At 55.6% G+C, this 25,881-nt stretch carries 27 protein-coding genes; 16 read left to right on the top strand and 11 right to left on the bottom strand.

Annotated features, from left to right (window positions below):
• Positions 1-8: 8 nt before the first annotated feature.
• From pgaA to M8318_RS22240, 4 genes are all read right to left on the bottom strand, one after another.
• The gene (gene pgaA, locus M8318_RS22255) at positions 9-2,474 is read right to left on the bottom strand and encodes a poly-beta-1,6 N-acetyl-D-glucosamine export porin PgaA (RefSeq protein ID WP_408612340.1); all 2,466 of its coding nucleotides are present in this window, start codon (positions 2,472-2,474) and stop codon (positions 9-11) included.
• Between the two features lie 323 nt (positions 2,475-2,797).
• Positions 2,798-4,213, bottom strand: coding sequence for a surface lipoprotein assembly modifier (locus tag M8318_RS22250; RefSeq protein ID WP_262664569.1), 1,416 nt, complete (start codon positions 4,211-4,213; stop codon positions 2,798-2,800).
• Between the two features lie 52 nt (positions 4,214-4,265).
• A complete protein-coding gene (locus tag M8318_RS22245) occupies positions 4,266-5,006 on the bottom strand; it encodes a Slam-dependent surface lipoprotein (protein WP_262664567.1) in 741 nt (246 codons plus the stop codon).
• A gap of 441 nt (positions 5,007-5,447) precedes the next feature.
• Positions 5,448-5,747: a putative quinol monooxygenase gene (locus M8318_RS22240; RefSeq protein WP_262664566.1), complete on the bottom strand. Its 300-nt coding sequence runs from the start codon at positions 5,745-5,747 to the stop codon at positions 5,448-5,450.
• Between the two features lie 389 nt (positions 5,748-6,136).
• On the opposite strand from M8318_RS22240, the gene M8318_RS22235 reads away from it, so the two are divergent.
• The 7 genes from M8318_RS22235 (at position 6,137) to clcB (ending at position 12,769) form a co-directional block, all read left to right on the top strand.
• Positions 6,137-6,760, top strand: a complete 624-nt coding sequence (locus M8318_RS22235; RefSeq protein WP_262664565.1) for a glutathione S-transferase family protein — start codon at positions 6,137-6,139, stop codon at positions 6,758-6,760.
• Positions 6,761-6,930: 170 nt separating this feature from the next.
• Entirely contained in the window at positions 6,931-7,674 is a 744-nt protein-coding gene (locus M8318_RS22230) for a YoaK family protein (protein ID WP_262664564.1), read from the top strand.
• Positions 7,675-7,933: 259 nt separating this feature from the next.
• The gene (osmY, locus tag M8318_RS22225) at positions 7,934-8,644 is read left to right on the top strand and encodes an osmoprotectant ABC transporter permease OsmY (RefSeq protein ID WP_106993783.1); all 711 of its coding nucleotides are present in this window, start codon (positions 7,934-7,936) and stop codon (positions 8,642-8,644) included.
• Positions 8,645-8,662: 18 nt separating this feature from the next.
• Positions 8,663-9,562: an osmoprotectant ABC transporter substrate-binding protein OsmX gene (osmX, locus tag M8318_RS22220; protein ID WP_262664562.1), complete on the top strand. Its 900-nt coding sequence runs from the start codon at positions 8,663-8,665 to the stop codon at positions 9,560-9,562.
• 9 nt (positions 9,563-9,571) lie between these two features.
• Positions 9,572-10,219: an osmoprotectant ABC transporter permease OsmW gene (osmW, locus tag M8318_RS22215; protein ID WP_142489310.1), complete on the top strand. Its 648-nt coding sequence runs from the start codon at positions 9,572-9,574 to the stop codon at positions 10,217-10,219.
• Complete coding sequence (osmV, locus tag M8318_RS22210) at positions 10,219-11,367, top strand: osmoprotectant ABC transporter ATP-binding protein OsmV (RefSeq protein WP_262664560.1); 1,149 nt, start codon at positions 10,219-10,221, stop codon at positions 11,365-11,367. Before osmW ends, osmV begins: the two co-directional genes overlap by 1 nt.
• Positions 11,368-11,458: 91 nt before the next feature.
• Complete coding sequence (gene clcB / locus M8318_RS22205; RefSeq protein ID WP_262664559.1) at positions 11,459-12,769, top strand: voltage-gated ClC-type chloride channel ClcB; 1,311 nt, start codon at positions 11,459-11,461, stop codon at positions 12,767-12,769.
• On the opposite strand, the gene bioD is transcribed toward clcB, so the two are convergent.
• From bioD to M8318_RS22190, 3 genes are all read right to left on the bottom strand, one after another.
• Positions 12,704-13,399 carry a dethiobiotin synthase gene (bioD, locus tag M8318_RS22200; protein WP_262664558.1) on the bottom strand — a complete coding sequence of 232 codons (696 nt, stop codon included), beginning with the start codon at positions 13,397-13,399 and terminating at the stop codon, positions 12,704-12,706. The two genes, clcB and bioD, sit on opposite strands and share 66 nt — an antisense overlap.
• 125 nt (positions 13,400-13,524) lie before the next feature.
• A complete protein-coding gene (mlc, locus tag M8318_RS22195) occupies positions 13,525-14,745 on the bottom strand; it encodes a sugar metabolism global transcriptional regulator Mlc (RefSeq protein ID WP_166182334.1) in 1,221 nt (406 codons plus the stop codon).
• Between the two features lie 127 nt (positions 14,746-14,872).
• A complete protein-coding gene (locus tag M8318_RS22190) occupies positions 14,873-15,772 on the bottom strand; it encodes a LysR family transcriptional regulator (protein WP_262664557.1) in 900 nt (299 codons plus the stop codon).
• A 122-nt stretch (positions 15,773-15,894) separates the two neighbouring features.
• On the opposite strand from M8318_RS22190, the gene M8318_RS22185 reads away from it, so the two are divergent.
• The 9 genes from M8318_RS22185 (at position 15,895) to M8318_RS22150 (ending at position 22,567) form a co-directional block, all read left to right on the top strand.
• Entirely contained in the window at positions 15,895-17,145 is a 1,251-nt protein-coding gene (locus M8318_RS22185) for an MFS transporter (RefSeq protein ID WP_262664556.1), read from the top strand.
• A gap of 219 nt (positions 17,146-17,364) precedes the next feature.
• Positions 17,365-17,850 carry an Hcp family type VI secretion system effector gene (locus M8318_RS22180; RefSeq protein WP_262664555.1) on the top strand — a complete coding sequence of 162 codons (486 nt, stop codon included), beginning with the start codon at positions 17,365-17,367 and terminating at the stop codon, positions 17,848-17,850.
• Between the two features lie 6 nt (positions 17,851-17,856).
• Positions 17,857-18,300, top strand: a complete 444-nt coding sequence (locus M8318_RS22175; RefSeq protein WP_262664553.1) for an STM2901 family protein — start codon at positions 17,857-17,859, stop codon at positions 18,298-18,300.
• On the top strand, positions 18,294-18,626 hold the full coding sequence (locus M8318_RS22170) for a DUF1493 family protein (protein ID WP_262664552.1): 333 nt from the start codon (positions 18,294-18,296) through the stop codon (positions 18,624-18,626). Before M8318_RS22175 ends, M8318_RS22170 begins: the two co-directional genes overlap by 7 nt.
• 160 nt (positions 18,627-18,786) lie before the next feature.
• The gene (locus M8318_RS22165; protein WP_262664551.1) at positions 18,787-20,274 is read left to right on the top strand and encodes a carboxypeptidase M32; all 1,488 of its coding nucleotides are present in this window, start codon (positions 18,787-18,789) and stop codon (positions 20,272-20,274) included.
• A 158-nt stretch (positions 20,275-20,432) separates the two neighbouring features.
• Positions 20,433-20,987: a thioredoxin fold domain-containing protein gene (locus tag M8318_RS22160; RefSeq protein WP_262664549.1), complete on the top strand. Its 555-nt coding sequence runs from the start codon at positions 20,433-20,435 to the stop codon at positions 20,985-20,987.
• A 167-nt stretch (positions 20,988-21,154) separates the two neighbouring features.
• Positions 21,155-21,463 (top strand): acid resistance repetitive basic protein Asr, encoded by a 309-nt coding sequence (gene asr, locus M8318_RS22155; protein ID WP_262664547.1) that lies wholly within the window; start codon positions 21,155-21,157, stop codon positions 21,461-21,463.
• A 92-nt stretch (positions 21,464-21,555) separates the two neighbouring features.
• Positions 21,556-21,639, top strand: coding sequence for a small membrane protein YdgU (gene ydgU / locus M8318_RS22815; protein WP_456298748.1), 84 nt, complete (start codon positions 21,556-21,558; stop codon positions 21,637-21,639).
• 103 nt (positions 21,640-21,742) lie between these two features.
• Positions 21,743-22,567, top strand: a complete 825-nt coding sequence (locus M8318_RS22150; RefSeq protein WP_262664546.1) for a trypsin-like serine peptidase — start codon at positions 21,743-21,745, stop codon at positions 22,565-22,567.
• A 1-nt stretch (position 22,568) separates the two neighbouring features.
• Here M8318_RS22150 and M8318_RS22145 read toward each other — a convergent pair whose 3' ends face one another.
• From M8318_RS22145 to M8318_RS22810, 4 genes are all read right to left on the bottom strand, one after another.
• Positions 22,569-24,731, bottom strand: a complete 2,163-nt coding sequence (locus M8318_RS22145; RefSeq protein ID WP_262664544.1) for a bifunctional diguanylate cyclase/phosphodiesterase — start codon at positions 24,729-24,731, stop codon at positions 22,569-22,571.
• A gap of 85 nt (positions 24,732-24,816) precedes the next feature.
• Positions 24,817-25,146, bottom strand: coding sequence for a multidrug/spermidine efflux SMR transporter subunit MdtI (gene mdtI / locus M8318_RS22140; protein WP_106993770.1), 330 nt, complete (start codon positions 25,144-25,146; stop codon positions 24,817-24,819).
• Positions 25,133-25,495 carry a multidrug/spermidine efflux SMR transporter subunit MdtJ gene (gene mdtJ, locus M8318_RS22135; RefSeq protein ID WP_166182323.1) on the bottom strand — a complete coding sequence of 121 codons (363 nt, stop codon included), beginning with the start codon at positions 25,493-25,495 and terminating at the stop codon, positions 25,133-25,135. The genes mdtI and mdtJ overlap by 14 nt, the downstream gene beginning before the upstream one ends.
• A 115-nt stretch (positions 25,496-25,610) precedes the next feature.
• Positions 25,611-25,778, bottom strand: a complete 168-nt coding sequence (locus M8318_RS22810; RefSeq protein WP_455429409.1) for a protein YdgV — start codon at positions 25,776-25,778, stop codon at positions 25,611-25,613.
• Positions 25,779-25,881 lie beyond the last annotated feature (103 nt).

Raw genomic sequence — 25,881 nt, 5'->3', positions numbered from 1 at the left:
AAGCGCCCTTAAAACCTGACATTCAGATCAAATGCGAGGGCAATATTGCGCTCCCGCTTACCGTCGTAAGGACGCTTATCCCAGGTCAGTTTCACCCCGGCATCCACTACGTTATTCCATTGAATACGTTGCCCGTAACCTAACTGATTGATGGCCCCAGCGCTGTGCCCCTTTTGCCAGTAACCGCCCGCCCCCGCCTCAAACTGCTGCTTCCAGACCGTCTCGTAATGGCGGTACAGCACATGTTCGGCGCGCAGCCCTGCAACCGCCGAAACATCACGTTTGGGGTTGTAATAAGGCACATTTTCTTTGCTGTTATGGCTGCCGCCGATGCCGGGGATAAAATCCAGCGTAAAACGTGGCAGCGTCCAGAGGCGTTCTTTACCGCTGATGCCATATTCCAGTCGATCGTTGCCGTCGGTGAAATGGGCGCCGGCAAGCGAAAGTTGATATTCGCGTCGTTCGTTCTGATACCAGCGCAACCACAGATCGCCACCGTTGGCGTTTACCCCATTGCGCAGAGCACGCAGCGGGGTGTTACGGGATAGACGCTCTGCCGAGCCCCCGACCCGCCAGCTGTCGCTGAAATCGTACCAGCCAGAGAGACGTCCGCCGATTTTCTGATCGCTGCCATCGTTGCGCCCGGAGACCTCCATTTCGGCCCAGCTATCCCTTGACGTCCATTCTGCGCCCGCCAGCAGGTCCCGGCTTATTCCCTTCCCCTCCTCAAAATCGCCACGGGCAAAGTTGTAGCCGGTAAACAGTCGCCAGTTTTGGTTAATGGGTGGGCTATAAAGCGCCGCGTTGAGGGTAAAATCATTTTTGCCACTGACCGGACTGTCGGATGAGATGCCCTGAGACCCGGCTATCCGCAGTTCAGCTTTGTTATGCACCTCCATCAGGCGTTCAAGCTGCAACGTGGCGGCGTCATCTGGGCTGCGGGTGATCACATCTTTCGTCAGTTCGTCGGCCTGCTTCCACTCCTGAAGCTCCATGGCCGTCCATGCTTGTTGCCTTTCCAGCGCCAGGTTGCTGGGTTCCAGGACTTCGGCAAGCTTAAGTTCGCGTTCTGCGGCACGAGGTAATCCTCTCGCCAGCAGCACTGACGCATAGGCAATACGCAGTGCCTGATTACCCGATCCTGTACGCGCCAACTGCTCCGCATGCGTCTCGGCTGCAGGCAAATTATTGACGGCCACCAGGTATTCGGTTCGTAAGGTTCTGGCCAGCAGCCAGCTGTCATTGGGCTGTGGCGTGGGAGAACCATAGACCTTTTGCAGATAAGGGCTCTCTCTGGTGTAGGCATCCAGTTGCTGCTCCGCTTCGTCGAAATGGTTGTTATCGAGACGGGCAAACAGCAGTTCCTGTTGATCGTCCATGGTCATCGGCTGTGATGCCAGGGTCGAGCCACGCGGAAAATAGATGCTTTCAAGCAGCGACTCGGCTTTATCCGGCTGCTTCTGCGCAAGATAGGCAGAAGCGACCCATCTTCTGGCGTAGTCAGGAACAGGCGTTCCGCTCGCCTCGAGCGATTCAAATTCGGCGATCGCTTCATCCATGCGTTTTCGGATAACCAGCGCCCCCAGCCGGTCAATTCTGGCGCGTCGCACATCACCTTGCGCCTCGGGCTGTTGTTCCCACGCGGCAATCAGCGCGTCATAGCGAGCCAGTGCTTTATCTGCCACCAGGAATCGTTCATCTTCATTGCGGGTGGGCGTGAACGCAGCGCGGACGGTTTGCGCCGCCGCATCCAGTTCAAGTTGACGAGTAATGGCATCAGGCTGGGGGTAGCGCTCTGAAAGGGTCAGCGCGGGGCCGGCAATGCGGCTGGCCGACATGGCAGCCAACAGCGTGGGCACCACGTTTTTGTTGTGGTCTGAATCGGTATCGAGGTGGCTGGCCGCCAGTATTGAATCCCAGTTTTTTCCCTGAGCATGATAAACATAAGCCAGCAGGGCCTCTCTCTCTGGCCCCGGCTCCTCGTCTACCCAGCGCCGGGCTTCGGTGATGGCCTGCTCGTTGCGATGGGCATCTGCGAGCGTCATTATCCAGCCTGTGCGCGCGTCGCTATTACCGGGCTCAGTTTGCAGAACGGTTTCCCAGACGGCCAGCGAGGCATTCCACTGCTTTTGGTTACGCAGCGCGCGGGCGGCAGCGATTTGCCCTCTGGCAGGGATGGCCATGCGTTGGCGATAACGATCCCATACCGCCAGCGTCTCAACGTCATTATTGGCCCATGAGGAAACCTGAAGCCAGTCAGCAATCTCTCCCGGCGTTAACTGTGTCTGCTTTTCGCGAACAGCAAGGTATTGCAATAAAGGCTGGCGGTCGCCATCCCGTGCCTGAATAATAAGTTCGTCGTAGGCAGACGTTTCGGCATATACCCATGTCGGGAATAACATGCTCACCATTAATAAGTATCGTCCTGAACGCAAGGGTTTAATGACGCAAGAGGAGCAGAAAACTCTGAACATAGCTAACCCTTTTTCTCTGTTTTAACGTGAGCTTTTCATTTATTCATGACTAAAAAATGACGGAAACTTTATAACTAAACAATAAACAAAAAAGTACAGACAAATTTAAAAAGTCATACTTTTTTCGTATTTATGATTATCCAGGCAAGGACTACTTATTATCACGCAACACATGGACACCGCTCCAAAAGTTAGCAGTCACATTTACCTTTTACCAACACATGAAATAAAAAAACACGCCGGAGCGTGCTTTTCATGTTAATTTCAACCTTTCGTATTAGACTTTTTCTGCATACTCAGTAAAAAGTGCTGGCCGACGTCTGTTAAAAATTCTTATCCAGAGAAAGTGTGACATTCCTCTGTCGATAATCATAAAAATCGATATTGCTATCGACCCGTTTATAGGTGAAATTCAGTTTCGGCATTACCCCAAAGAAATAGAGGTCGCGATGCCAGAGCGAGAGGTTATAGATCTGTTCGTTATCTTTCCGTCGTGTCGAGAAGATATCACTGTCGGCCTGGTAATTGCGTCTGGCAATGGCCGTGGTGGCGGCAAAGGAGAGTTGCCAGGGCATATCAACCTGCACCCCGCTGCGCAAACCTACCCGATGGTTAGATTCACTGCGAGCGAAGGTCTGCTGATCGAGCAGATCGAAACCGGCAAATCCTGACACCCGGTTACTGAAAGCATGGGACAGGGTTGTGGAAGAGTAACGATTTTGTCCGCGCAAGAATCGATAATCTTCATCATCATAATCCAGTTTCTGATATTCCAGCGCCTGACTCACCTGCCAGGTTGGCGTAAGCAAATAACTGTATTCAGCGCGGACACCAGGGCCAGAAGAGTACGCCTCGGTGCCATACCATCTTTTTTCATAAAAAGGCAACAGGGCAAACTGTTGGCGGAAATTACGCCATTGATATCCGGCATAAGCACGGGTGGTAATATCATCAAAATCATGATTACTCCAGTAACTCTTACCGTTTACCGTACCAAGAAATCGCAAGCCATGCTGATCGTAGAGTTGAACATCTTTTTGTAATGCGCCATTGAACCAGAAACCTTCTCCGCGCTGAGGGAAACTATCCTTATTACGAATAAACAGGCGATCGCCAACCCGAATGGTTTTACCTGATGAAGCATTATTCACATTGCTGTCATTCAGATAACTCACGCTGAATGAACCCGTTAATGCGCTGCCTTTCTGAATGCGCTCAAGATATTGTGCAATGACCTGCTGAATATTCTCAGGCGGATTGCTTTGTAATACACGGCGAAATTGATAATCAGCCGCGTCAAACTGACGATTTTCAAACATGGCACGCGCTAAATCCAGACGCACCGCAGCAAAGTCAGGATGCCTGCTCAGAATAGCGCGATAGTGTTCAATCGCCTCTGCATAATGCCCCTGACTGCGCGCCAGGCCGGCCTTTGCAAAATGAATCAGGGTAGAATCCGGATTGGGTGACGCCGCATAGACAGGTAAAATGGCACGAACCATCGGCCACTTTTCTTCACGAATGGCCTGATCGAGCAGCGCCATCGCCAGCTCTGGCTGTTCCGCCAGTTGAGCATTGGTAACATGCAGCGTCTTTTCGCCAGGCTCGGTGCGCTTATCCGGCGTGGTCAGTCGTTCAAAGTGGGGAGCTGCAGGAATCGAGTCGGTTTCCGGCGGCGCAGCAAACGCAACGCTGAGCGGGCACAGCAAACTCAGTGCGCCAGTACGCAAAATATTCATAGAAAGGCTTACCATCTGAAGGTCCGGTCAGCCAGGCTGACCGGAAAACGATTTATTGACGTGTCGCGCCAAAGGATGCGTTTTTAGTCGTGTCTGCAAACTGCGCCAGACCGCCTAACTCTTCAGCCGTGGGGCCATTGAAATGACCGGTGAAGGTCCCCGCCTGCTCGCCGGATTGCGCGCTACCGGTGAAACCACCGTTGGCAATGTTGCCCTGCATCGCAACTTCGCTACCAAAGACTTCATTTCCGGCAATGGTACCGTTGATGGTTTTCGCCGCGAAATCAATGTTAAAGCGAGCATCACTCAGGATATTTTCACGCATACCGTAACCCACATAGGTCGCCGTTCCCTGGGTTGGCACGTTAGCCGCCAGCGTGGCATCCCCGGTGTAGAAGACCTCATGCTGACCTTTTTCATACTGTGTCCAGGTACCGAACGTGGTGTAACTCATGCGGCCGCAGCACCATGACGTTGAGGAGACCGGGGAATGGTCGTCACGGGTGAGCCGTTGGGTTTGCGTCAGGCCCGCAGAGATCCCGGTGCCGCGCATAACGTATTCACGGCCCTCCGGGGTGGTGTAGGTCCAACCAGAAAGGGTACCACCGGTGGTCAGACTGACCGGTGCCGTGGCAGGGGTTTCCGGTGTGGTAGCCGGATTGCCGTTATCCGTTTGCACAGGCGCAGTGGTTACCGGGGGCGTGCTGTCGCTACCGCCGCCACCACCACCGCCGCCGCCACATGCAGTCAGCACAAAAGCAGTCAGTAATAAACCAGGTTTTAAGATCCCCATACGCTAAACGTCCTTGGTTGTGAATAAATTCGTAGGATTTGTAACAAAATCTTTTACGAATAAATTTACGTCAAAACATTCAGCATCTCTAATGAATAGTTCTTATTTCCGTTAATTCTAAGATTAATCTTAAGCACCACTTATATATTTTTACGCCTGCGGATCGGTTAACCAGCGTTAATTTGACTTAAGTCGATTAATTGGCGCTTTTAGCATGCGCTTTCTATTATGTGCCCTTATTCATCCTCTCTCTTTATCATGACAAATAATGTCACTTGGGGCGCGCGGGCAACACGGTATAGGGCGATGCGTTCATCGGTGCGATATAAATTTACGACTCAGGATAAAGCAGAAATACACTTCAGGACTAAATCTGAACTCACAGCTCACTGCTGACCCTCAGCGCAACCGACCCCGTCAACCCTGCCCCAGGTATTGACTTTATCGCTCCAGCTTCACCCGACCATCCATCAGGATATACTGCGCCGCTTTACGCGCGTATTGATCAATCAAAGGAACAAGCCGAGTGAAATGCTCGCTGGCACAATGCGCATCGAGTGCTGCGCGGTCGGGCCACTCTTCAATGAAAATAAAATGCCCTGGATCCTTTTCATCCCGATACAAATCATAAGCAATACACAGGGGTTCTTTCTTGGTCGCCGCGATGAGTTCGCGGTACAAAGGGAGAACGACGTCGACGAACTCGGGTTTGATAAAATCTTCGGCGATAACTTTTAACATGTTTAATAAACTCAGAAGTACTCTGTTTCGTGATTAGAAATCCACAGGAAGAAAGAACCGCGGTAGTCGTCATCAGTGGAGGTTAACAGTGAGCATTTATCTGCATTGCCATCTGGGGTGTAAGCACAGCGCTGCTTCACCCGGACAGTGCGCTCCTCTCCTTTTGACACTATTTCTGAATCAATAAATTGCGCGCTTCCGGATGGGTAATAGATCCGCTTGTCCAGTCGCTCTTTGTAGTTTCTTACCCGTACAGGGAACTGGCTATGTTGATATTCAGTTTGTGGTCCTTTTGTCGTAAACAGACTAACGCGATAAAGGTAGAAGGAACTACTACCCTATTTAGGGTTGACCTGCTCTTAAATACTCTTAAAAAGGACGCCTGCACCATGCTTAAAATCCTCGGCAAAACCACCTCCATCAACGTGCGCAAAGTGCTGTGGACCTGCGAAGAAGCCGGTCTGGACTATCTGCAGGAAGATTACGGCAGCGGCTTTGCCTCGACGGAAACCGACGCCTTCCGCAAGCTGAACCCGAACGCCATGGTGCCGGTGCTTATCGACGGCGACTTTGTGCTGTGGGAATCCAACGCCATCTGCCGCTATCTGGTGCGCAAAACCGGATGCGATGACCTGCTCCCCGCAGATCCGCAGGGCTGCGCCAACGTCGAGCGCTGGATGGACTGGCAGGGGACTGAATTCAACAACGCCTGGCGCTACGTCTTCCCGGCGCTGGGGCGCAAGGATCCAAACTTTAACGATCCTTCGCGGATCGCGGCGGGAATTAAAGAGTGGAACCACCACATCATGATCCTTGAGCAGCAACTGCAACACACCGGGGCGTGGGTGGCGGGAGAGACCTTTACCCTCGCCGACGTGGTGCTGGGGCTGTCGGTGAACCGCTGGAAGATGACCCCTTTTGAGAAGCCGCAGGTCCCCGCCATAGAGGCATGGTTTGACCGTTTAAACCAGCGCGAGGCGTTTTTACGCCACGGAAATAATGGAATGCTATGAACATAGCCCGCCCGATGTTTAATAATCGCTTTCTTAGCAGGGTTATTTTAATTAATTACTAAATCCACACAGGCCTCCGGTGCCGTAATAATTAAGCGCTATCCTGGACAACCCGCGAATTGTCTTTGCTAGCCTGATTATTCAGGCAAAGCTCAAACCGGAGGTATTCTTTGCTGATTAAACTCAAGAAAGAACGAACGCATCAGGAGGATCGTCGGCTTGCGCTCTGGCTGGCCACCTCCGCAGGATTGCTAAATGCCATTGCGCTGGGGGCCTTCGGCTTTTTTCCTTCCCATATGACCGGCAACACCTCACAATTTTCCAGCGAAGTCTCCTCAACGGATCTGAACGATATTATTTTCTTTGCCATCATTATTCTGTCGTTTGTGATGGGCGCAATCATTGCACGGATTATTGTTTTATGGGGCATCATGCATAATGTGCGGCTCATTTTTTGTCAGGTTCTGTTTATTGAAGGGGTATTACTGGCCGGCGTCTCACTGTATGAGTTGTTTTTCCATACCTTCACCACCAATCGGGAAATTATTGTTTTCCTCTGTGGCCTGATGGGGATCCATAATTCAACCTCCACCCAGCTTTCCGGCGGTCGGGTAAGGTCCACCCACATTACCGGCACCTTAACCGATGCAGGCATTTCGCTGGCCTCCGTGGTGGTGGCGATGCTACGCCGGGATTACTCCAAAGATACAGCAGCCCAGAGAAGTCAGCTTAAAACCCATCTCACTACCCTTTTCTCGTTTATTACCGGGGGTATTGCGGGGCTGATATTGTTCAGGTGGTTTGGCTTTCATGCGATGCTGGCGCTGGGGCTGATGTTGGTTTTCGTGGCCACCTTCTCCATTATCAGTACCTCGCTGCGGGTGCGAAAAGTTCGCGCTGCGCTTAACAAATAACAGATTCCGCCCCTTCATTAAGTGACGGTGTCACTTAATGAAATTATCTTTAAGACTATTCTGTCTTCCCCCTGACCAGGCCTTGTCCCATAAGGCTTAACCGCGAGTTTCCCTCTCTTTCATAGGGTTACAGATTTTACCGCTTCGCTGGAACCCTTCCCAAACGCTTGCTATAGCTCAATTACCCCTGCCGAATCATGGCATAACAACAGGCAACCGGTGGTTGCTATAACGCATGCGCACAGGGAGACACATCGCAATGCATCCATTATTCAAACGTTCGCTGCTTTTTGTCGGCGCGATTATTGTGGTCGTCGCCCTCCTCGTCTGGGGAATTGGGCTCGAGACGATCAAAGCGCGCCAGGTTGACCTGGTTTATCTCGGGCAACAGCATCTGATTTTAGTCTTCTCATCCATGTTCTTCGCTCTGCTGGTCGGTATCCCCAGCGGTATTTTGCTGAGCCGTCCGGCTGCGCGAGGTATCGCCGAATACGTGATGCAGATCTTTAACGTTGGTAACACCCTGCCGCCGCTGGCCGTTCTGGCTCTGGCGATGGTGGTGCTTGGGATTGGCGATACCCCGGCGATCATCGCCCTGTTCCTGGCCTCGCTGCTGCCGATTGTGCGTAACACCTACGCCGGGCTGTGCTCGGTGCCGGGCTCGTTACTGGAAGCGGCAAACGGGATCGGGATGACCAAATGGCAGCGTCTGCGCCAGGTCGAAATTCCTAATGCCTGGCCGGTAATGCTCTCCGGGATCCGCATCGCTACCGCGATTAACGTCGGTACCGCCCCGCTGGCCTTCCTGATAGGCGCCAGCAGCTACGGCGAGCTGATTTTCCCGGGTATTTACCTGAACGACTTCCCGACCCTGATCCTGGGCGCGGCGGCCACCGCCCTGTTCGCCCTGATTCTGGATACGCTGCTGGCGGCGCTGGGTCGTCTGATGAGCCCGCATCTCGCGCGATAATTATAACAAGGAGCTTCTATGAGACTGTTTACCGGCCTGACGGCGCTGTGCGCCGCCGCGCTCTTCTCCAGCCAGGCGCTCGCCGCGCCGCTGATTCTGGCGACCAAGAGCTTTACCGAGCAGCATATTCTCTCGGCCATGACCGTGCAGTACCTGCAAAAGAAAGGATTCCAGGTGCAGCCCCAGACCAACATTGCGACGGTGATTTCCCGCAATGCGATGATCAACAAGCAGATCGACATGACCTGGGAGTACACCGGTACCTCGCTGATCATCTTTAACCACATTAACAAACGCATGTCGCCGCAGGAGTCTTACGAGACGGTAAAACGTCTGGATGCCAAACATGGTCTGGTGTGGCTCAACCCCGCGGACATGAACAACACCTACGCCTTTGCCATGCAGCGTAAGCGCGCCGAAGCGGAAAATATCACTACCATGTCGGAGCTGGTCGCTAAGGTCGAGCAGGTGCGTAAAACCGACCCGGACAACAACTGGATGCTGGGTCTGGACCTCGAGTTTTCCGGGCGCAGCGACGGCATGAAGCCGCTGCAGGCCGCCTATAACCTGGAGCTGGATCGCCCGCAGATCCGCCAGATGGACCCCGGTCTGGTATATAACGCGGTACGCGATGGCTTTGTCGACGCCGGGCTGATCTACACCACCGACGGACGCGTGAAGGGCTTCGACCTGAAGGTACTGGAAGATGATAAAGGCTTCTTCCCGAGCTATGCGGTGACCCCGGTGGTGCGTAAGGACACCCTGGAAGCCAATCCGGGTCTGGAGGAGGCGCTGAACACCCTCTCCGCCCAGCTCAACAACGACGTTATCACCGAGCTCAACAAGAAGGTGGATATCGATCATCAGTCACCGCAGCAGGTCGCCCGTGATTTCCTGCGTAGCAAGCAGCTGCTGTAAGGAGGCGCTATGGATACGGTTCACTACATTATTGATAACTGGGGCTATCTGTTAACCCTGACGCTGCAGCATCTGTGGCTGGTGGCGCTGGCCGTGGGCCTGGCCATCATCATAGGCGTGCCGCTGGGCATTCTGATTGTGCGCCACAAATGGCTGGCGACCCCGGTGCTGGGAATTGCCACCATCGTGCTGACCATCCCGTCGATTGCTCTGTTCGGCCTGATGATCCCGCTCTTTTCCATGATCGGTCAGGGTATTGGCGCCCTGCCTGCCATTACGGCGGTATTCCTCTACTCGCTGCTGCCGATTGTGCGTAACACCCATACCGCCCTCGACAGCCTGCCGCCAGGTCTACGCGAAGCGGGTCGCGGGATCGGTATGACCTTCTGGCAACGTCTGCGCTGGGTAGAGATCCCTATGGCGCTGCCAGTGATTTTTGGCGGGATCCGTACCGCCGTGGTGATGAACATCGGCGTGATGGCGATTGCCGCCGTCATCGGCGCGGGCGGGCTGGGCCTGCTGCTGCTTAACGGCATTGGCGGAAGCGATATTCGTATGCTGATTGCTGGCGCATTAATGATTTGTCTTTTAGCGATTGTGCTCGACTGGTTACTGCACCGTCTGCAGATCGTTCTGACTCCAAAGGGGATTCGATAATGATAAAACTGGAAAACCTCACCAAACAATTTTCACAGAAAAACGGCCAGGCCATGAAGGCCGTGGACAACGTCAACCTGAACGTGCCCGAAGGGGAGATGTGCGTCCTGCTCGGCCCGTCCGGCTGCGGCAAGACCACTACCCTGAAGATGATTAACCGTCTGATTACCCCGAGCAGCGGCAAGATCCTGATTAACGGTCAGGACACCAGCGACATGGATACCGTGACGCTGCGCCGCAACATCGGCTACGTAATCCAGCAGATTGGTCTGTTCCCGAACATGACCATCGAAGAGAACATCACCGTAGTGCCGCGGATGCTGGGCTGGGACAAAGCGCGGTGTAAAACCCGCGCCGAAGAGCTGATGGATATGGTGGCAATGGACCCGCATAAATTCCTCAACCGCTATCCGCGCGAGATGTCCGGCGGCCAGCAGCAGCGTATCGGCGTGATCCGCGCCCTGGCGGCGGATCCTCCGGTACTGCTTATGGATGAGCCATTCGGTGCGGTCGACCCGATCAATCGCGAGGTGATCCAGAACCAGTTCCTCGAGATGCAGCGCAAGCTGAAAAAGACCGTGATGCTGGTGAGCCACGACATCGACGAGGCGCTGAAACTCGGCGACCGCATCGCCGTCTTCCGCCAGGGGAAAATTGTCCAGTGCGCCAGCCCGGACGAACTGCTGGCCAAACCGGCGAATGAGTTTGTCGGCTCGTTTGTCGGCCAGGACCGTACCCTGAAACGCCTGCTGCTGGTGTCGGCGGGAGATGTGACCGATCAGCAGCCGACTATCACCGTGCGCCCGGCGACGCCGCTGCCTGAAGCCTTCGCTATCATGGATGACAATGACATCCGCGCGGTCACAGTGGTAGACGAAAACGGCAAGCCGCTGGGCTTTGTGAAGCGCCGCGAAGCGCGTCATGCCAACGGCACCTGCGCCGATCTGATCCACCCGTTCCGCATGACCGGCAAGGCGGAAGACAACCTGCGCGTGGTGCTGTCGCGTCTGTACGAGAGCAACACCAGCTGGATGCCGATTGTCGATGAGGACGGGCGCTATAACGGCGAGATTTCCCAGGACTATATTGCGGAGTATCTCAGCTCTGGCCGCACGCGCCGGGCGCTGAATATTTATAGCGAAAGCTAATTCTGTCAGCCGGGCTCTGCCCGGCTCTTTACATTGCTAACCCCCCGATTTCCCCTCACAATATTGTATCTTCCCTGTTTACGCGTAACCCATGCATCGACTCCATGCTTACCCTGATATCCGCGCGATGTTTCGCAGGCTGCTGATTGCCACCGTCACGGGCGTGCTGGCGGCGCTGGCCGTGGCGCTGTTTCGTCACGCCATGACTCTGCTGGAGTGGCTGTTCCTCAGTAACGAGAGCGGCAGCCTGGTGAATGCGGCCAGCGCGCTTTCGCCCTGGCGCCGCGCGCTGACCCCCGCGCTGGGCGGGCTGGCGGCCGGGCTGTTGCTGTGGGGATGGCAGCGCATGACGGCGCAGCGTCCGCATGCGCCTACCGACTATATGGAAGCCCTGGAAACCGGCGACGGGCAGTTTGACTACGGTGCCAGCCTGGTGAAATCTCTGGCATCATTACTGGTGGTCGCCAGCGGCAGCGCCATTGGGCGCGAAGGGGCGATGATCCTGCTGGCCGCCCTCGCCGCCTCCTTTTTTGCCCAGCGCTTTACGCCGAAGTCAGAATGGAAACTGTGGATCGCCTGCGGGGCCGCCGCCGGGATGGCCAGCGCCTACCATGCGCCGTTAGCCGGAAGTCTGTTTATTGCCGAGATCTTATTCGGCACCCTGATGCTGGCCTCGCTCGGCCCGGTGGTGATTGCCGCGGTTGTCGCGCTGCTCACCACCCGCCTGCTCAGCCCCGGCGCCAGCACGCTGTATGAGGTGCATCTCAGCCAAACGATCACCGGGGTGGATTACGCCCTGATGGTCGGCATGGGCCTGCTGGCGGGTATATGCGGCCCAGCGCTGATGTGGTTGATGGATTTCAGTCACTCCCTGTTTCTGCGCCTGCGGCTCTCGCCGCCGTGGCAGCTGGCGCTGGGTGGACTGATCGTCGGGCTGCTGTCGCTGCTGACGCCCAGGGTATGGGGTAATGGCTACAGCGTGGTGCAGGGATTTCTACTCGCGCCGCCGCTGCTGTCGGTGATTGCCGGGGTATTCATTTGCAAGCTGCTGGCCGTACTCGCCAGCAGCGGCTCGGGGGCACCGGGCGGGGTATTTACGCCCACGCTGTTTGTCGGCATGGCGACCGGGATGCTGTTTGCGCAACTCTTTATGCTGTGGATACCCGGGTCTGAAACCGCGATTTTACTCGGGCTGGCGGGGATGGCGACGCTGCTCGCGGCGACGACGCACGCGCCAATCATGTCGGCGCTGATGGTCTGTGAAATGACCGGGCAGTATCTGCTGCTGCCCGGCTTGCTGATTGCCTGCGTGGTGGCGTCAGTCCTGTCGCGGACGTTACGCCACGACTCGATCTACGGGCAACACACTGCTGAAAGTCGAGAGGTCGATGTAGTGCGCTAGCTCGCGCTGCTCAGCGCGGGGCAGATACGGCAGCTCGCCCACCAGCGGACCCGGCAGCTTTTTACTCAGCACCTCGATGATTTCGGCATAGTGGGCCAGGCCCGGATTGATGCGGTTTGCCACCCAGCCCACCAGCGGCAGGCCGTCATTGGCAATCGCCTGGGCCGTCAGCAGGGCGTGGTTAATACAGCCTTCCTGAATGCCCACCACCATCAGGACCGGGAGTTGCTCCTGCACTACCCACTCTGATAACGGACGCAAATCATTCATCAGGCTGCGCCAGCCGCCGGTCCCTTCCACCACCACGTGATCGACCTGCTCGCTCAGGCTGGCAAGCCCGTTTGATAACAGGGTGTAATTAACCAGCCCGCTGTGCGCCACGCTGCTCTCATCTTCGCTGAGCGCAATGGGGTTAACTGCGTGATAAGGCAGTTCAAGCGAGGAGACGCTTTGTAACACCAGCGCATCTTTATTGCGCAATCCCTCTGGCGTCTCTTTACTCCCTTTTGCTACCGGTTTGTACCCTGCTACGCGCTTCCCGCTGGCCATCAGGGCTTGCAGTAAGGCGCGGGACACCACCGTCTTACCGACAGAAGTATCAGTACCCGTTACAAAGAAACGCTTAAGCATCACTCACTCCACCGTTATGCTTTGGAAATATAAATCAAGGAAATAATTCAGTGGGGGAAGTCTAAGGCATGCGCTATCCACTCAGTTTGAGATAGCGCAATTTTTGGTAAGACTTTAAGAATCTGTTAACCCTGCAGGAGACGGATCAGCAGGGACCCGTTGTACATCGCATCTTTCACCAGCGCCGCACCGGCCATCGTCCCCTGATTGGTAAACTGGGTACTCTCCACCACGATATGTTTACTGTAGGCTGGCAGGGACTGCTGGCGGATGGAGTCGGCAATGGCCGGGAAGAGAACGCCTGCCGCCTGGCTCAGGGGCGAACCGATCAGGATCTTTTGCGGGTTAAAGAGGTTCACCATGATGGCAATGATGCGCCCGACGTTGGTGCCCACGCCGGTAATGATATCTTTGGCCAGCAGGTCCCCCTGCTGGGCGGCCGCACACAGCGACGCCACGGTCAGGGGTTGGCCGTGCAGCGTCGAGCTCATCGACTGGCCGAGCCGGAGCTGGGCCAGTTCCATCACGCTATCCACGCTGGCAATGGTCTCCAGGCAGCCGTGGTTACCGCAGTAACAGCGTTTGCCGTAAGGATCAACCTGGGTGTGGCCAATCTCCACCAGGCTGCTGCTCCCGGCGTGTAACAGACGGCCATCGGTGATCACCCCGGCGCCGACGTTGTGGTCAATCACCACCTGAATCACGTCCCGCGCCCCGCGTGAAGCGCCGAACAGCGCCTCGGCCATGGTCCAGGCGCTGATGTCATGCTGAATATAGACCGGCACGCCGGTGTGGTTTTTCAGCACCTCCCCCAGCGGCATCTCTTTGACGTCGTCGTAGAACGGCATCCGGTGGACAATACCGTTTTCGGTATCAATGATACCCGGCATGGTGATGGCGATGGCGGTCAGACGCTCCAGCTTCTGCTGGTGATGAATAAAGAATTGATCGATAAGCGCGGTGATCCGTACCTCAAGCGGCAGCTCGGCTTGCAGCGCCAGCGGGAGTTGCTCTTCCACCACCAGCTTGCTGCTGAGATCGCGCAGCGCCAGGTAGATTTCGCCCCGGCTGATGCGCAACGAGAGGTAGTGCCAGGCTTCGGTTTCCACCACCAGCCCCACCGCCGGACGGCCACGGCTGCCCGGCTCCTGAATTTCGGTCTCCTGCACCAGATGCGCTTCGAGCATTTCTCGTACAATCTTGGTGATACTGGCAGGAGCCAGTTGCGCAAGGCGGGAAAGATCGATGCGCGAGACCGGCCCAAGCTGATCAATCAGGCGATATACCGCACCCGCATTGGTCTGCTTAATCTGATCGATATGCCCAGGCTGACTATCAGCAACCACCACGTACTCCCTTATTTTCGAGCTTCGAAATAAACTGTGGGCTATGGTGAAGCACTTCTACAGTGATCGTCAAATTTTTACTTAGCCTTGTGATTTACAGCACATTTTTACCCGCTTTTTTGGCGGTTCAACCGCCCGATGAGGCCTGAATCAACAGTTTTTTGAAACGTTGTGCCGCGGCGCTGAGCTCGTGATGCTTCGACCATACCAGCCACATCTCTGACACCGCATCCGGTTCGGCTATCGCTACCCAGCGCATTTCATTCAGCTGCAGGCGTTTAAACGAGGCTGGCAGGATCGACACCCCCAGCCCGGCCGCCACCAGGCCGATAATGGTCATCGCCTCGCCCACCTCCTGGGTGATGACCGGGGTAACACCGTAGCGGCGCAGTAGCCCCAGGATGTCGTCATACAGGCCGGTGCCAACACGCGGATCAAAAAAGACAAACGGCTCCTGGGCCAACTCCGCGAGGGAAATGGCAGGTTTGGCCGCCAGAGGGTGATCCCGGTGGATCATCACCAGCAGCGGCTCGCGCAGCACCCGCTGCCACGCCAGGGTATCTGGCAGCTGGGTATTGCGCATCAAGCCGAGATCCAGCGAGCCTTCGCTCAGCGGGACGATCTGCTCCCGGGTGTTGATCTCCCGGGTCTGGATATGCACGTCCGGTGAGAGGCGGCGAAAGGTCGACAGGGTGTGCGAAATGGCGCGGATAAAGGGCGCAGACGAGGTAAATCCAAGGCGTAACTCCCCGGTTTCGCCATGATGCAGGCGTTCTGCCCGGGCGGCCGCCTCGTCCACCTGAATCAGGATCTGGCGGCTGTCGGCCAGAAACTGGCGCCCTGCCGCCGTCAGCCCCACGCTGCGGTTGGTGCGGGCCAGCAGACGGGCTCCCACCTGCTGCTCCAGGGCCTGGATCTGCTGGCTCAGCGGCGGTTGGGAGATATTCAGCCGCGCCGCGGCGCGACCAAAATGCAGCTCCTCAGCGACGGCGACAAAGTATCGGAGATGGCGCAGTTCGATATTCATATCTTTAACGTATCATTTGAGATTATTAATATATTAGACAGAATATTTACATTTTCCTACTCTGATCCCTGTGGTCATACCCGTCACCAGTAATCACGGGGATGTTGAAGCAAGGAACTTACGTGAGTCGTACTACAACGGCTGATATCGCCCCGACAGATGATATCGATTTACCAACTAAGCCCCGTCCGGTTCAGTTAATCAAACGTGGCACCCCGCAGTTTATGCGCGTCACCCTGGCGCTGTTCTCCGCCGGACTGGCGACCTTCGCCCTCCTCTATTGCGTGCAACCGATCCTGCCGGTGCTGTCGCACGAGTTTGGCGTGACGCCTGCCACCAGCAGTATCTCGCTCTCAATCTCCACCGGGATGCTGGCGGTCGGTTTACTCTTTACTGGCCCGCTGTCGGACGCCATCGGGCGTAAACCGGTGATGGTCACCGCCCTGCTGCTGGCCTCGGTCTGTACTTTGCTGTCGACGATGATGACCAGCTGGCACGGGATTTTGATCATGCGCGCGCTGATCGGCCTCTCCCTCAGCGGCGTGGCGGCGGTAGGCATGACTTACCTCAGCGAGGAGATCCACCCCAGCTTTGTCGCCTTCTCGATGGGGCTCTATATCAGCGGTAACTCCATTGGCGGGATGAGCGGACGACTGCTGAGCGGGGTCTTTACCGACTTCTTCAGCTGGCGAATTGCGCTGGCGGCGATCGGCTGTTTTGCGCTGGCATCGGCGCTGATGTTCTGGAAAATCCTGCCGGAATCGCGCCATTTTCGTCCTACCGCCTTGCGACCTAAAACACTGCTGATTAACTTCCGCCTGCACTGGCGCGACCGGGGCCTGCCTCTGCTGTTCCTTACCGGATTCCTGCTGATGGGCTCGTTTGTCACCCTGTTTAACTACATTGGTTACCGACTGATGCTCGCCCCCTGGCACCTGAACCAGGCGCTGGTCGGCCTGCTGTCGGTAGCCTACCTGACCGGGACCTGGAGTTCACCGAAAGCCGGGGCGATGACCACCCGCTTCGGGCGCGGCCCGGTGATGCTGGCCTCGACGGGCATTATGCTGGCCGGGGTCTTGCTGACCCTGGTCAGTAACCTGTGGGTGATTTTTGCCGGGATGCTGCTCTTCTCCGCTGGCTTTTTCGCCGCCCACTCGGTCGCCAGCAGCTGGATCGGCCCGCGCGCCCGCCGCGCCAAAGGCCAGGCGTCTTCGCTGTATCTGTTTAGCTACTATCTGGGCTCCAGCATCGCCGGGACGCTGGGCGGCGTGTTCTGGCATCAGTACGGCTGGAATGGCGTGGGTGGGTTTATTGCGTTGATGCTGTGTGGGGCGTTGCTGGTGGGCAGGAGCCTTCATTGTCGTTTGAAATAAACTCATCAAGTGATCACCAGTAGCAAATCTATCCCTGGCTTTATTTACGACCCCGTACTGGTGCAAAACGAGTGCGGGGTTTTTTCGTTTTTAATCATTCTAAATTCTATATGAAGCATTAATAAACAATAACTTACCTCGCATTGTTCATTTACTCATCATTGCATACAGGTTAGGCTTTCAACGGATTACCCATACATATCATAAGGAAAATGAAATATGGCAATACCGGCTTATCTTTGGCTAAAAGACGATGGCGGCGCTCTCATCAAGGGTTCTGTAGATGTAAGGCACCGTGAACAATCCATAGAAATCACATCATTCAGCCATAACCTCTATATCCCGACCGATGGCAATACCGGAAAACTTACAGGGACACGCGTTCACGGTGCCCTGATGTTCGAAAAGGAGTTCGACAGTTCATCCCCTTATCTCATGAAAGCTGTAGCTACAGGGCAAACTCTTCAGAGTGCGGAGTTTAAATGGTATCGCATCAATGATGCAGGCCAGGAAGTTGAGTATTACAACATGTTCCTTGAAGGGGTGAAGATTGTTTCAGTCACACCAATGATGCACGACACAAAAACTGTGATAAATGCAGGTCACCTTGAGCAGGTACAATTACGCTACGCTAAAATCACGTGGACATTCAAGGACGGAAATATTCAGTATTCCGACGCATGGGCAGAACGTGTAACCAGGTAAATATGCATGGATAGTGTGGAAGAACTTAACGGAACGTATTTCTATAAGGGATACTCCAACCTTTCCGCCGGAGAGTTGCTCTTTTGGATTTTTCTTGATGAAGCGGCTGAACAGTTCGGAACAAGCGATCTTTTAACCGTTGGGCTAATTCTGCTAGGTCAACCTGAAATAGCGACAAGAGGCAAACCTGGAGGGACAACCCCCGGAACATCACCACTCAGCTCACAGTTACGTCATTGGCTAAACATCGAAACCAGACGCTTACCCACCTTGACTAACTCAAGTATCAGAAGGATGAAGTTTGCCTATGTTACTAATCTCGGTGCATTTGTGGGACGATGGATTCCTGTCCTTGGGATTTTTTTTATTGCTGCTGATGTCTCAGCCATCGCTTATAAGGCGACAATGAAATACAACACCATAGCCAGAGGAAACGACAAGTTATGGTGACAAATGAAGATGTGATTAGCTGGTACTGTGAACGGTTCAACAAACCTGCCCTGTTTACCAGGAAGTCATGGCCCGTAACCCTTGATACCAGCCTCTCCACAGGTGATTACGTTTGGGCAAGTGAAACAGGGGCAGACATCATGAGGGAATATTTTCAACGCTTTGATGTGGACCCTGCCAACTTCGACTTTTACCGATACTGGCCTGAGGAGACATTTATCCTTTACTCCTTATTCACTAGCGGAAAGGACGACGATGAACCAGAACCGCTAACACTTCGTATGCTTGCTGAGTCTGCAAAAGCAGGTAAATGGTTATATGACTAGCAATCTAAGGGGCGATTAGGCCCCTTTTTCATATCAGCACTCTGCGGTGGCCAGCCCATTCCTTTTCCTCGCCTCAAACGAATACATGAAAAGTGCATGAATCGCTCATAAATCACGGTAAACTCACCTGAACACATCCATCTGAACGAGAACAAGAACTATGCAGAAAAACGTTTCTTATCAGCAACTCACCCGTACCTTCCAGCGTCTCTCCCGCTTCTCCCACCTCTCCGCCATCGCCAGTTGGGACATGTTCACCATGATGCCAGCAGGGGGCAGTACTGCCCGCGGCGAAGCTCTGGCTGAGTTGAGCGTCCTGCAACACCAAATCCTGACCGATGCGAAAGTGGCTGACTGGCTGCGTAATGCCGAAAGCGAAGATCTGAACGACGTCGAACAAGCCAACCTGCGGGAGATGACCCGCCACTATCAGCAGGCTGCGGTACTGCCGGAGTCGCTGGTGGAAGCCAAATCGCTGGCGGGCAGTAAATGCGAGCATGCCTGGCGCACCCAGCGTCCGGCCAATGACTGGCCGGGCTTTGCCGCCAACCTGAAAGAGGTGGTGAAGCTGACCCGGGAAGAAGCCCGCCTGCGCGCCAACGCCAAAGGCTGCACCCCTTACGATGCGCTGCTGGATATTTTCGAGCCGGACATGACCAGTGCCCGCCTCGACGTGCTGTTTGGCGATCTCAAATCCTGGCTGCCGGACCTGCTGAACCAGGTGGTCGAGAAGCAGGCGCAGCAATCCTTCGTGCCGCCGCAGGGCCCGTTCCCGACGGCGATCCAGCGTGAGCTGGGGCTGGAGGCGATGAAGACCCTCGGGTTCGATTTTAACGCCGGTCGACTGGATGTCAGCGCCCACCCGTTCTGCGGCGGCGTGCCGGAAGATGTGCGCATCACCACCCGTTACGACGAAGAGGAGCTGCTCAGCGCCCTGTTTGGTGTGATCCATGAAACCGGCCACGCCCGCTACGAGCAGAACCTGCCGCGCAACTGGCTCGGCCAGCCCATCGCCCTGGCGCGCTCTACCGCCATCCACGAATCCCAGAGCCTGTTCTTTGAGATGCAGCTTGGGCGCAGCAAGGCGTTCCTCAACCACCTGCTCCCGGCAGTGCGCGAGCGGTTCGGCAGCCAGGCGGCCTTTACGCCGGAGAACTTTGTCGCCTGGAACCAGCGCGTCAAGCCCGGCTATATCCGCGTGGATGCTGACGAGGTCAGCTATCCGGCACACGTGGTGCTGCGCTACGAGATCGAGCGAGCACTGATTAACGGCGACATCGAGGTGGAGGACATCCCGGCGCTGTGGGATGAGAAGATGCAGGCGTGGCTGGGCTTATCGACCAAAGATAACTACCGCAACGGCTGTATGCAGGACATCCACTGGACAGACGGCGGCTTTGGTTACTTCCCGTCGTACACCCTCGGGGCAATGTACGCCGCCCAGCTTTTCGCTGCGGCCAAAAAAGCCCTGCCGGATCTGGACGCCGCCATCGCCGTCGGGGATTTCAGCGCCCTGTTCGACTGGCTGCGCCAGAACATCTGGCAGCACGGCAGCCGCTTCACCACCGCCCAGCTGATCGAGCAGGCCACCGGGGAAGATCTTAACAGCCGCTACTTCCGCGACCATCTCACCTCGCGTTATCTGTAATACCTTTCGCCGGAGCCTGCTCCGGCGTTTTTTCCCTTTATGCAATAAGAAGATGATTTTGCACATATCTTCGTGCCGTCACTTTCTGTATGAGGTATTAACCTGGTCGCATAATCAAGCCATTAACAGACCGGGCTAAACCATAAATAAAGGGATGAATGATGAAAGGCATTACGAAAACAATACCCATAGCCCTGTTGTGTGCGGTGAGTTCCGGCGCTTTCGCCGCGACGACCCCGGCCACGGACAACACGCCGCAAGAAGCTTACGATGATATCACCCGCTCGCTGGACGACCTCCACCCCATCACCTTCCAGGCGCCCGCCGAAAAGTACAAATTGCTGGTGTTCATAGATAATCAGTGTGTCTACTGCAGCGAAGTGGTGAAAAACATTAAAAAGTATACGGATGCCGGGTTAACCATGTCATTTTTGACCGTTGCCCCGAAATCGATTCGCGACTCGGTAATAGAAGATATGGGGCGCGTCTGGTGTTCCGCTGACAAGACGAAAAGTCTGCAGCAGGCAATGGCAGGATTTTTACCTGATAACGACACTACCCCGGCCTGTTCCGATCTGGTCACGCGTCAGTCCGCGCTGGCAGACAGGCTGGGCATCACCGTCACGCCGGTGATGGTGGTGGTCGAGCCCGAAACGCGCTCAATAGTGGGTAGCCAACCTCCGGCAGCCATTCTCACGGCACTGAAGAAATAACGATAACGCGTACGTGCGGGCTCGTTCGTACGCGTTACACCCGCCTTTGTACATTGCGTTACACGCCGTCACCAATCACTCACGGAAGCCCTCAGTTTTCAGGGATATAGTTCTTTCAACGGCCCCGCAGTGGGGTTAAATGAAAAACCAAATTCGAGGGTAGGATGATGAAAAAAGTATTAGCTCTGGTTGTTGCCGCTGCAATGGGTCTCTCTTCTGCTGCATTCGCTGCTGACACCGTCGCCAACACCGCTGCACCAGCGGCAACCGCAGCACCGGCTGCGAAAACCGTGCATCACAAAAAACACCACAAAGCTGCGGTACAGAAAGCGCAGGCTGCTAAAAAGCAGCATAAAAAAGCGGTGAAAAAAGAAGAAACGGCGCCGGTTGCTCAGAAAGCGCAGGCTGCCAAAAAACACCATAAAAAAGCCGTTAAACATGACGCTGCAGCCCCGGCAGCAAAACCGGCTGCATAAGCCGCCTTACCTTAACGTGCCCTGAGGGGCGCGTTGGTCCCCGGCGCTGAACCAGCCTGGTTGCAGCGCCGTTTTTCTATCCGGAGGGCGTTATGTTTCAGCGCTATCGGTTTGAGTTCATTCTTATCACGCTTATTTTATGCGCACTTGTCACCAGTGTGTTTTATATTTCATGAATGTAGCACGCTGATTTTACTCCCACTTTCGCGCTGTCCCGTCTATAGTTAATAACCAGGGTTCATATTTAATAATCATAATTATCCCCCTTCAGAGTGTGATATGCGTAAATCTGTTGTGGTTGTACTGGGAACGTTTTTTCTCTTTTCTGGGCTGAGTCATGCGGACGATGGCAGCGACGACGCTGCGAACGTCAAAAAAGAGGTACAAACGCTGTTTTTTGGTCATGACGACCGTACGCGTGTCGCCGATCCGTCCAGCTCGCCGTGGGATGCCATTGGCCAGCTGGAAACCGCCAGCGGAAATCTGTGTACCGCGACCCTCATCACCCCCCGGCTGGCGCTGACCGCCGGTCACTGTCTGCTGGTGCCGCCAAACGGTAAACCGGATACCGCCGTTGCCCTGCGCTTTGTGTCGCTAAAAGGCAGCTGGCGCTATGAGATCCACGGCATTGAAGGACGTGTTCCGTCATCGCTGGGACGGCGGCTGAAAGCCGACGGCGATGGCTGGATCGTGCCGCCGTCTGCCGCCTCGTGGGATTTTGGTCTGGTGGTGCTGCGTAATCCGCCGTCGGGGATCACCCCGCTGCCGCTGTTTAGCGGTGACAAAGACGCCCTGACCGCCGCCCTGAAAGCGGCCGACCGCAAGGTCAATCAGGCGGGCTACCCGGAAGATCATCTCGACGTGCTGTACACCCATCAGGACTGCATCGTCACCGGCTGGGCGCAAACCGGCGTGCTGTCGCATCAGTGCGATACTCTGCCCGGCGATAGCGGCTCGCCGCTGATGCTGCAAACCGCCGAAGGCTGGCAGGTTATCGGGGTACAAAGTTCCGCCCCTGCGGCCAAAGATCGCTGGCGGGCCGATAACCGCGCCCTGTCGATTACCGGTTTTCGTGACAAGCTGGATGAGCTGGCCCAGCAGTGATTTAGCACTGTCGCTGCTGGCGTAGCGCTCTAATCGCCTCAATCGGCATCGGCTGGCTGTACCAGAAGCCCTGCAACTGATCGCAGCCCGCCAGCCGCAGCAGTTTCATCTGCTTCTCGTTCTCCACCCCTTCAGCCACCACGGACATCCCGAGAGCGCTGGCGATGCGTACCGTACCGCTGACCAGCGCCGCGGCCTGCTCGTCACGATCCACCAGCCCCGCCAGCGATTTGTCGATCTTAATGGTGTCGAAGTTAAAGCGCCTGAGATAGCCGATGCTGGAGTAGCCGGTGCCAAAATCGTCCAGCGCCACGGCGATGCCCTGGGCTTTAAGGTTGCTGATGGCTGAGCGGGCCCGCTCGGGATTTTCCAGCACGTAGGTTTCGGTGACCTCCAGCTGCAGGCGCGTGGCCGGGAAGCGGCTGAACTCCAGCGCGCCGGCCACTTTGGCCTCAAAATCCGGGTCGCGGAACTGGGCGGGTGAGATATTGACCGACAGTTTTAAATCCACATAGGGCTCCAGATCCTGACAGGCCCGGCGCAGCACGAACTGCCCCAGGGCGTAAATCAGCCCGCTGGTCTCTGCGATGGTGATAAACACGTCCGGCGGCAGTGGCCCCTCCGGGCGCCGCGGCCAGCGCACCAGCGCCTCCACGCTGACCATTTTCTGGCTGCGCGCATCGATGATCGGCTGATACCAGACATCAAACTCTTCACGTTCAAGGCCGCTGCGGATCTGGCCTTCAATCGCCACCTGGCGTTCGCGGACGCTGTTCAGCTCCGTATCATAGTGCGTCACCCGGCCCTTGCCGGTGATTTTGGAGTGGTACATGGCGATATCGGCGCGACGGAACAGCTCCGAGCTGGTGCACTCCACCAGAGTGCCGCTGGCGATGCCGATACTGGCGCCGATATGGATGGTGCGCTCCCCGACGCGGATCGCGCTGTGAAGATAATCGAGGACAAAGCCCGCAAAGGCCGAGGCCAGCGCTTCGGCGTTCTCTCCGCCGATGGTCATGGCAAACTCGTCCCCGCCCATGCGGGCCAACATGCCGTTCTTCGGCACGTTGTCGCGTAACGCCCCAGCGATGATTACGATCAGCTCATCCCCGACCTCATGACCGTAGATATCATTCACGTCTTTAAAGCCATCGAGGTCGATAAAGACCACGCTTTTGCGATCGGTATCGCCGCGCAGGCTCACCCGCTCCAGCTCTTCAATCAGCGCCCGGCGGTTAGGTAAATGGCTGAGCCAGTCGGTACGCGCCACCTTTCGCGCCAGGTTCTCACCGCGCGCCAGTTTATACAGCCCCACGCAGCTGAAGAGAATGAACAGCAAAATCAGCGCCGCGGTAAACAGCACGATCCGGGTGATGTCCAGCGAAGCGGCCTTCGCCGCGGCGGCCCCCGGCAGGCGCGGCGTCCACGACAGATAGCCCAGCACCTCGCCCGAAGCGCTTTTCAGCGGCACGCTCACGTCGGTGATCTGCTCCGGGGTAAAGGTCAGATCGTCGATCTGAAAGGTGTTCCCCAGATCGCGCAAAATTTGTGGATTGATGTGGCGGGTGATGACCAGAAAGCGGCGGGTATTATCCCCTGCCTGCAGGCTGCCCATCGTGGGGCGGATCAGTCCGACGCCGACAAAGGCGATCCCCGCGCGGGTGCGGGTGATCCCGGCGTAGATATTTTTATCCGATTTCAGGGCGTTGGTATGCATCTGGATCAGCGATTTCAGGCCATCGCCAAAGAAGTCGAGGTTTTTTTCCGTGAAAGGCTGGCTTCTGAATGAGCCCCATAGCACCCGGAAACGTTCGTCGAGCACAAAGGTGCCGTCATACAGGTTATTTACCTTGTAGCCCGCGCCCCAAGTGTTATAGAGCCAGTCCACGTCAAGCGCCGGGCGGTAGGCTTCGCGCACCGCGTCATCCCAGACGGCATTATCAATCACCAGCGACCAGACCCGATTGACAGAGGTCTGAACGGCACCCTGTACGGAAAGGGCCGTGCGCTGTTCGTCGATTTCATTGGCTTTACTGCTGATGAGGTTGAGCGAGAGGTAGAGCAGGATCACAACCGAGAAGATTAAGCCGAGCCCTGCCATAAAAATCATGACAAACAAGGTTTTTGCAGAAGGGATTTTACGCCAGCTTAAAGGGGTATGCATTCATTCCTCATTATGTTAATGCCCTCAGACTAAGCGTAATACAGGTCATGAATTTCGCTGCCTGTAAAAACAGGCAGCGAGAGTATCAGGCCAGTTTTATCATGATCATCCCGGCGAGCAACAGAAGCAGGCCAATCCAGCCCTTCTTATTCAGCCGTTGCCCAAACAGGATCCAGCCCGCCGCCAGCGTCGCCGCAATCCCGAAACCGCCCCACAGGGCATAGGCCACCGACAGCTCAATACCTTTGACCGCCTGCGACAGGGCGCTGAAGGCGGCGAGTACCGCCGCAATCGACAGCAGGCCGTATACTTTGCGGCGAAAACCGTCGGAAAACTTCAGCAACACGTTGGCGGCAATCTCCAGGACGATCGCCAGCGCCAGCCAGGCGCCATGAACCCACTCAAACTGTGGCATGGGTCGCCTCCTTGCGCTGTTTTGCCGGTTTGCGGGTGCCGGATTTAATGAATATTATTCCCGCGACCAGCGTCGTCAGACCCGCCATTTTCATCAACGACAGCGACTCATCAAACAGTAAAACGCTAAAAAGGGTGATTAAGAAAATACCTACCCCTTCCCATAATGCGTACGCCACACCCAGCGCGATTTTTTTAACCGCAAAAGACAAGAAAATATAGGACAGCGCAATCATCGACAGCATTAAAATATAGCCGCTGTGACCACCGCTAATGGTGGCCCATTTCATTGAAAGCGTGCCGGTTATTTCAGCAACGATAGCCAGGGCTAAGAGGATCCAGTAAAACATATTTTTTCTCCTGCTTGAGAATATAATCCTTCGCGGCTCGCCAGGGATGGCAGCCGGGTAAAAAATAATGAAGATTCAGCCGGGCGCAAAGCGCCAGCTCAGGCAGATAGAGGATCTACAGCGCGTTGCGCCAGTGTTGCTCGCCAGACAGCAGGCAAAAAGAGGATGATAAAGCAGAGATGTTTGAAAAATGCGTCCTGAACAGATTGTCCATAAAATTACAATTATCTGCGGTGTTGCTTCTCGTCAGTGCAGATGAAAATTGTCTCCGGTAGTTAAACACAGCTGATTTTTACCACAAGCCAGTATTTTACTCAAAGCCTTTTCATTTCTTTACCCTTACTGTTTGTGTTTGGTTAATTTTTTAAACGCCCCGCGCCGTTAGA

Origin of the sequence: Leclercia tamurae (assembly GCF_025566055.1) — a bacterium.
GTDB lineage: Bacteria > Pseudomonadota > Gammaproteobacteria > Enterobacterales > Enterobacteriaceae > Enterobacter > Enterobacter tamurae.
The sequence above is the reverse complement of the archived record's forward strand: the minus strand, read 5'-3'. Positions and strand labels throughout refer to the sequence as shown.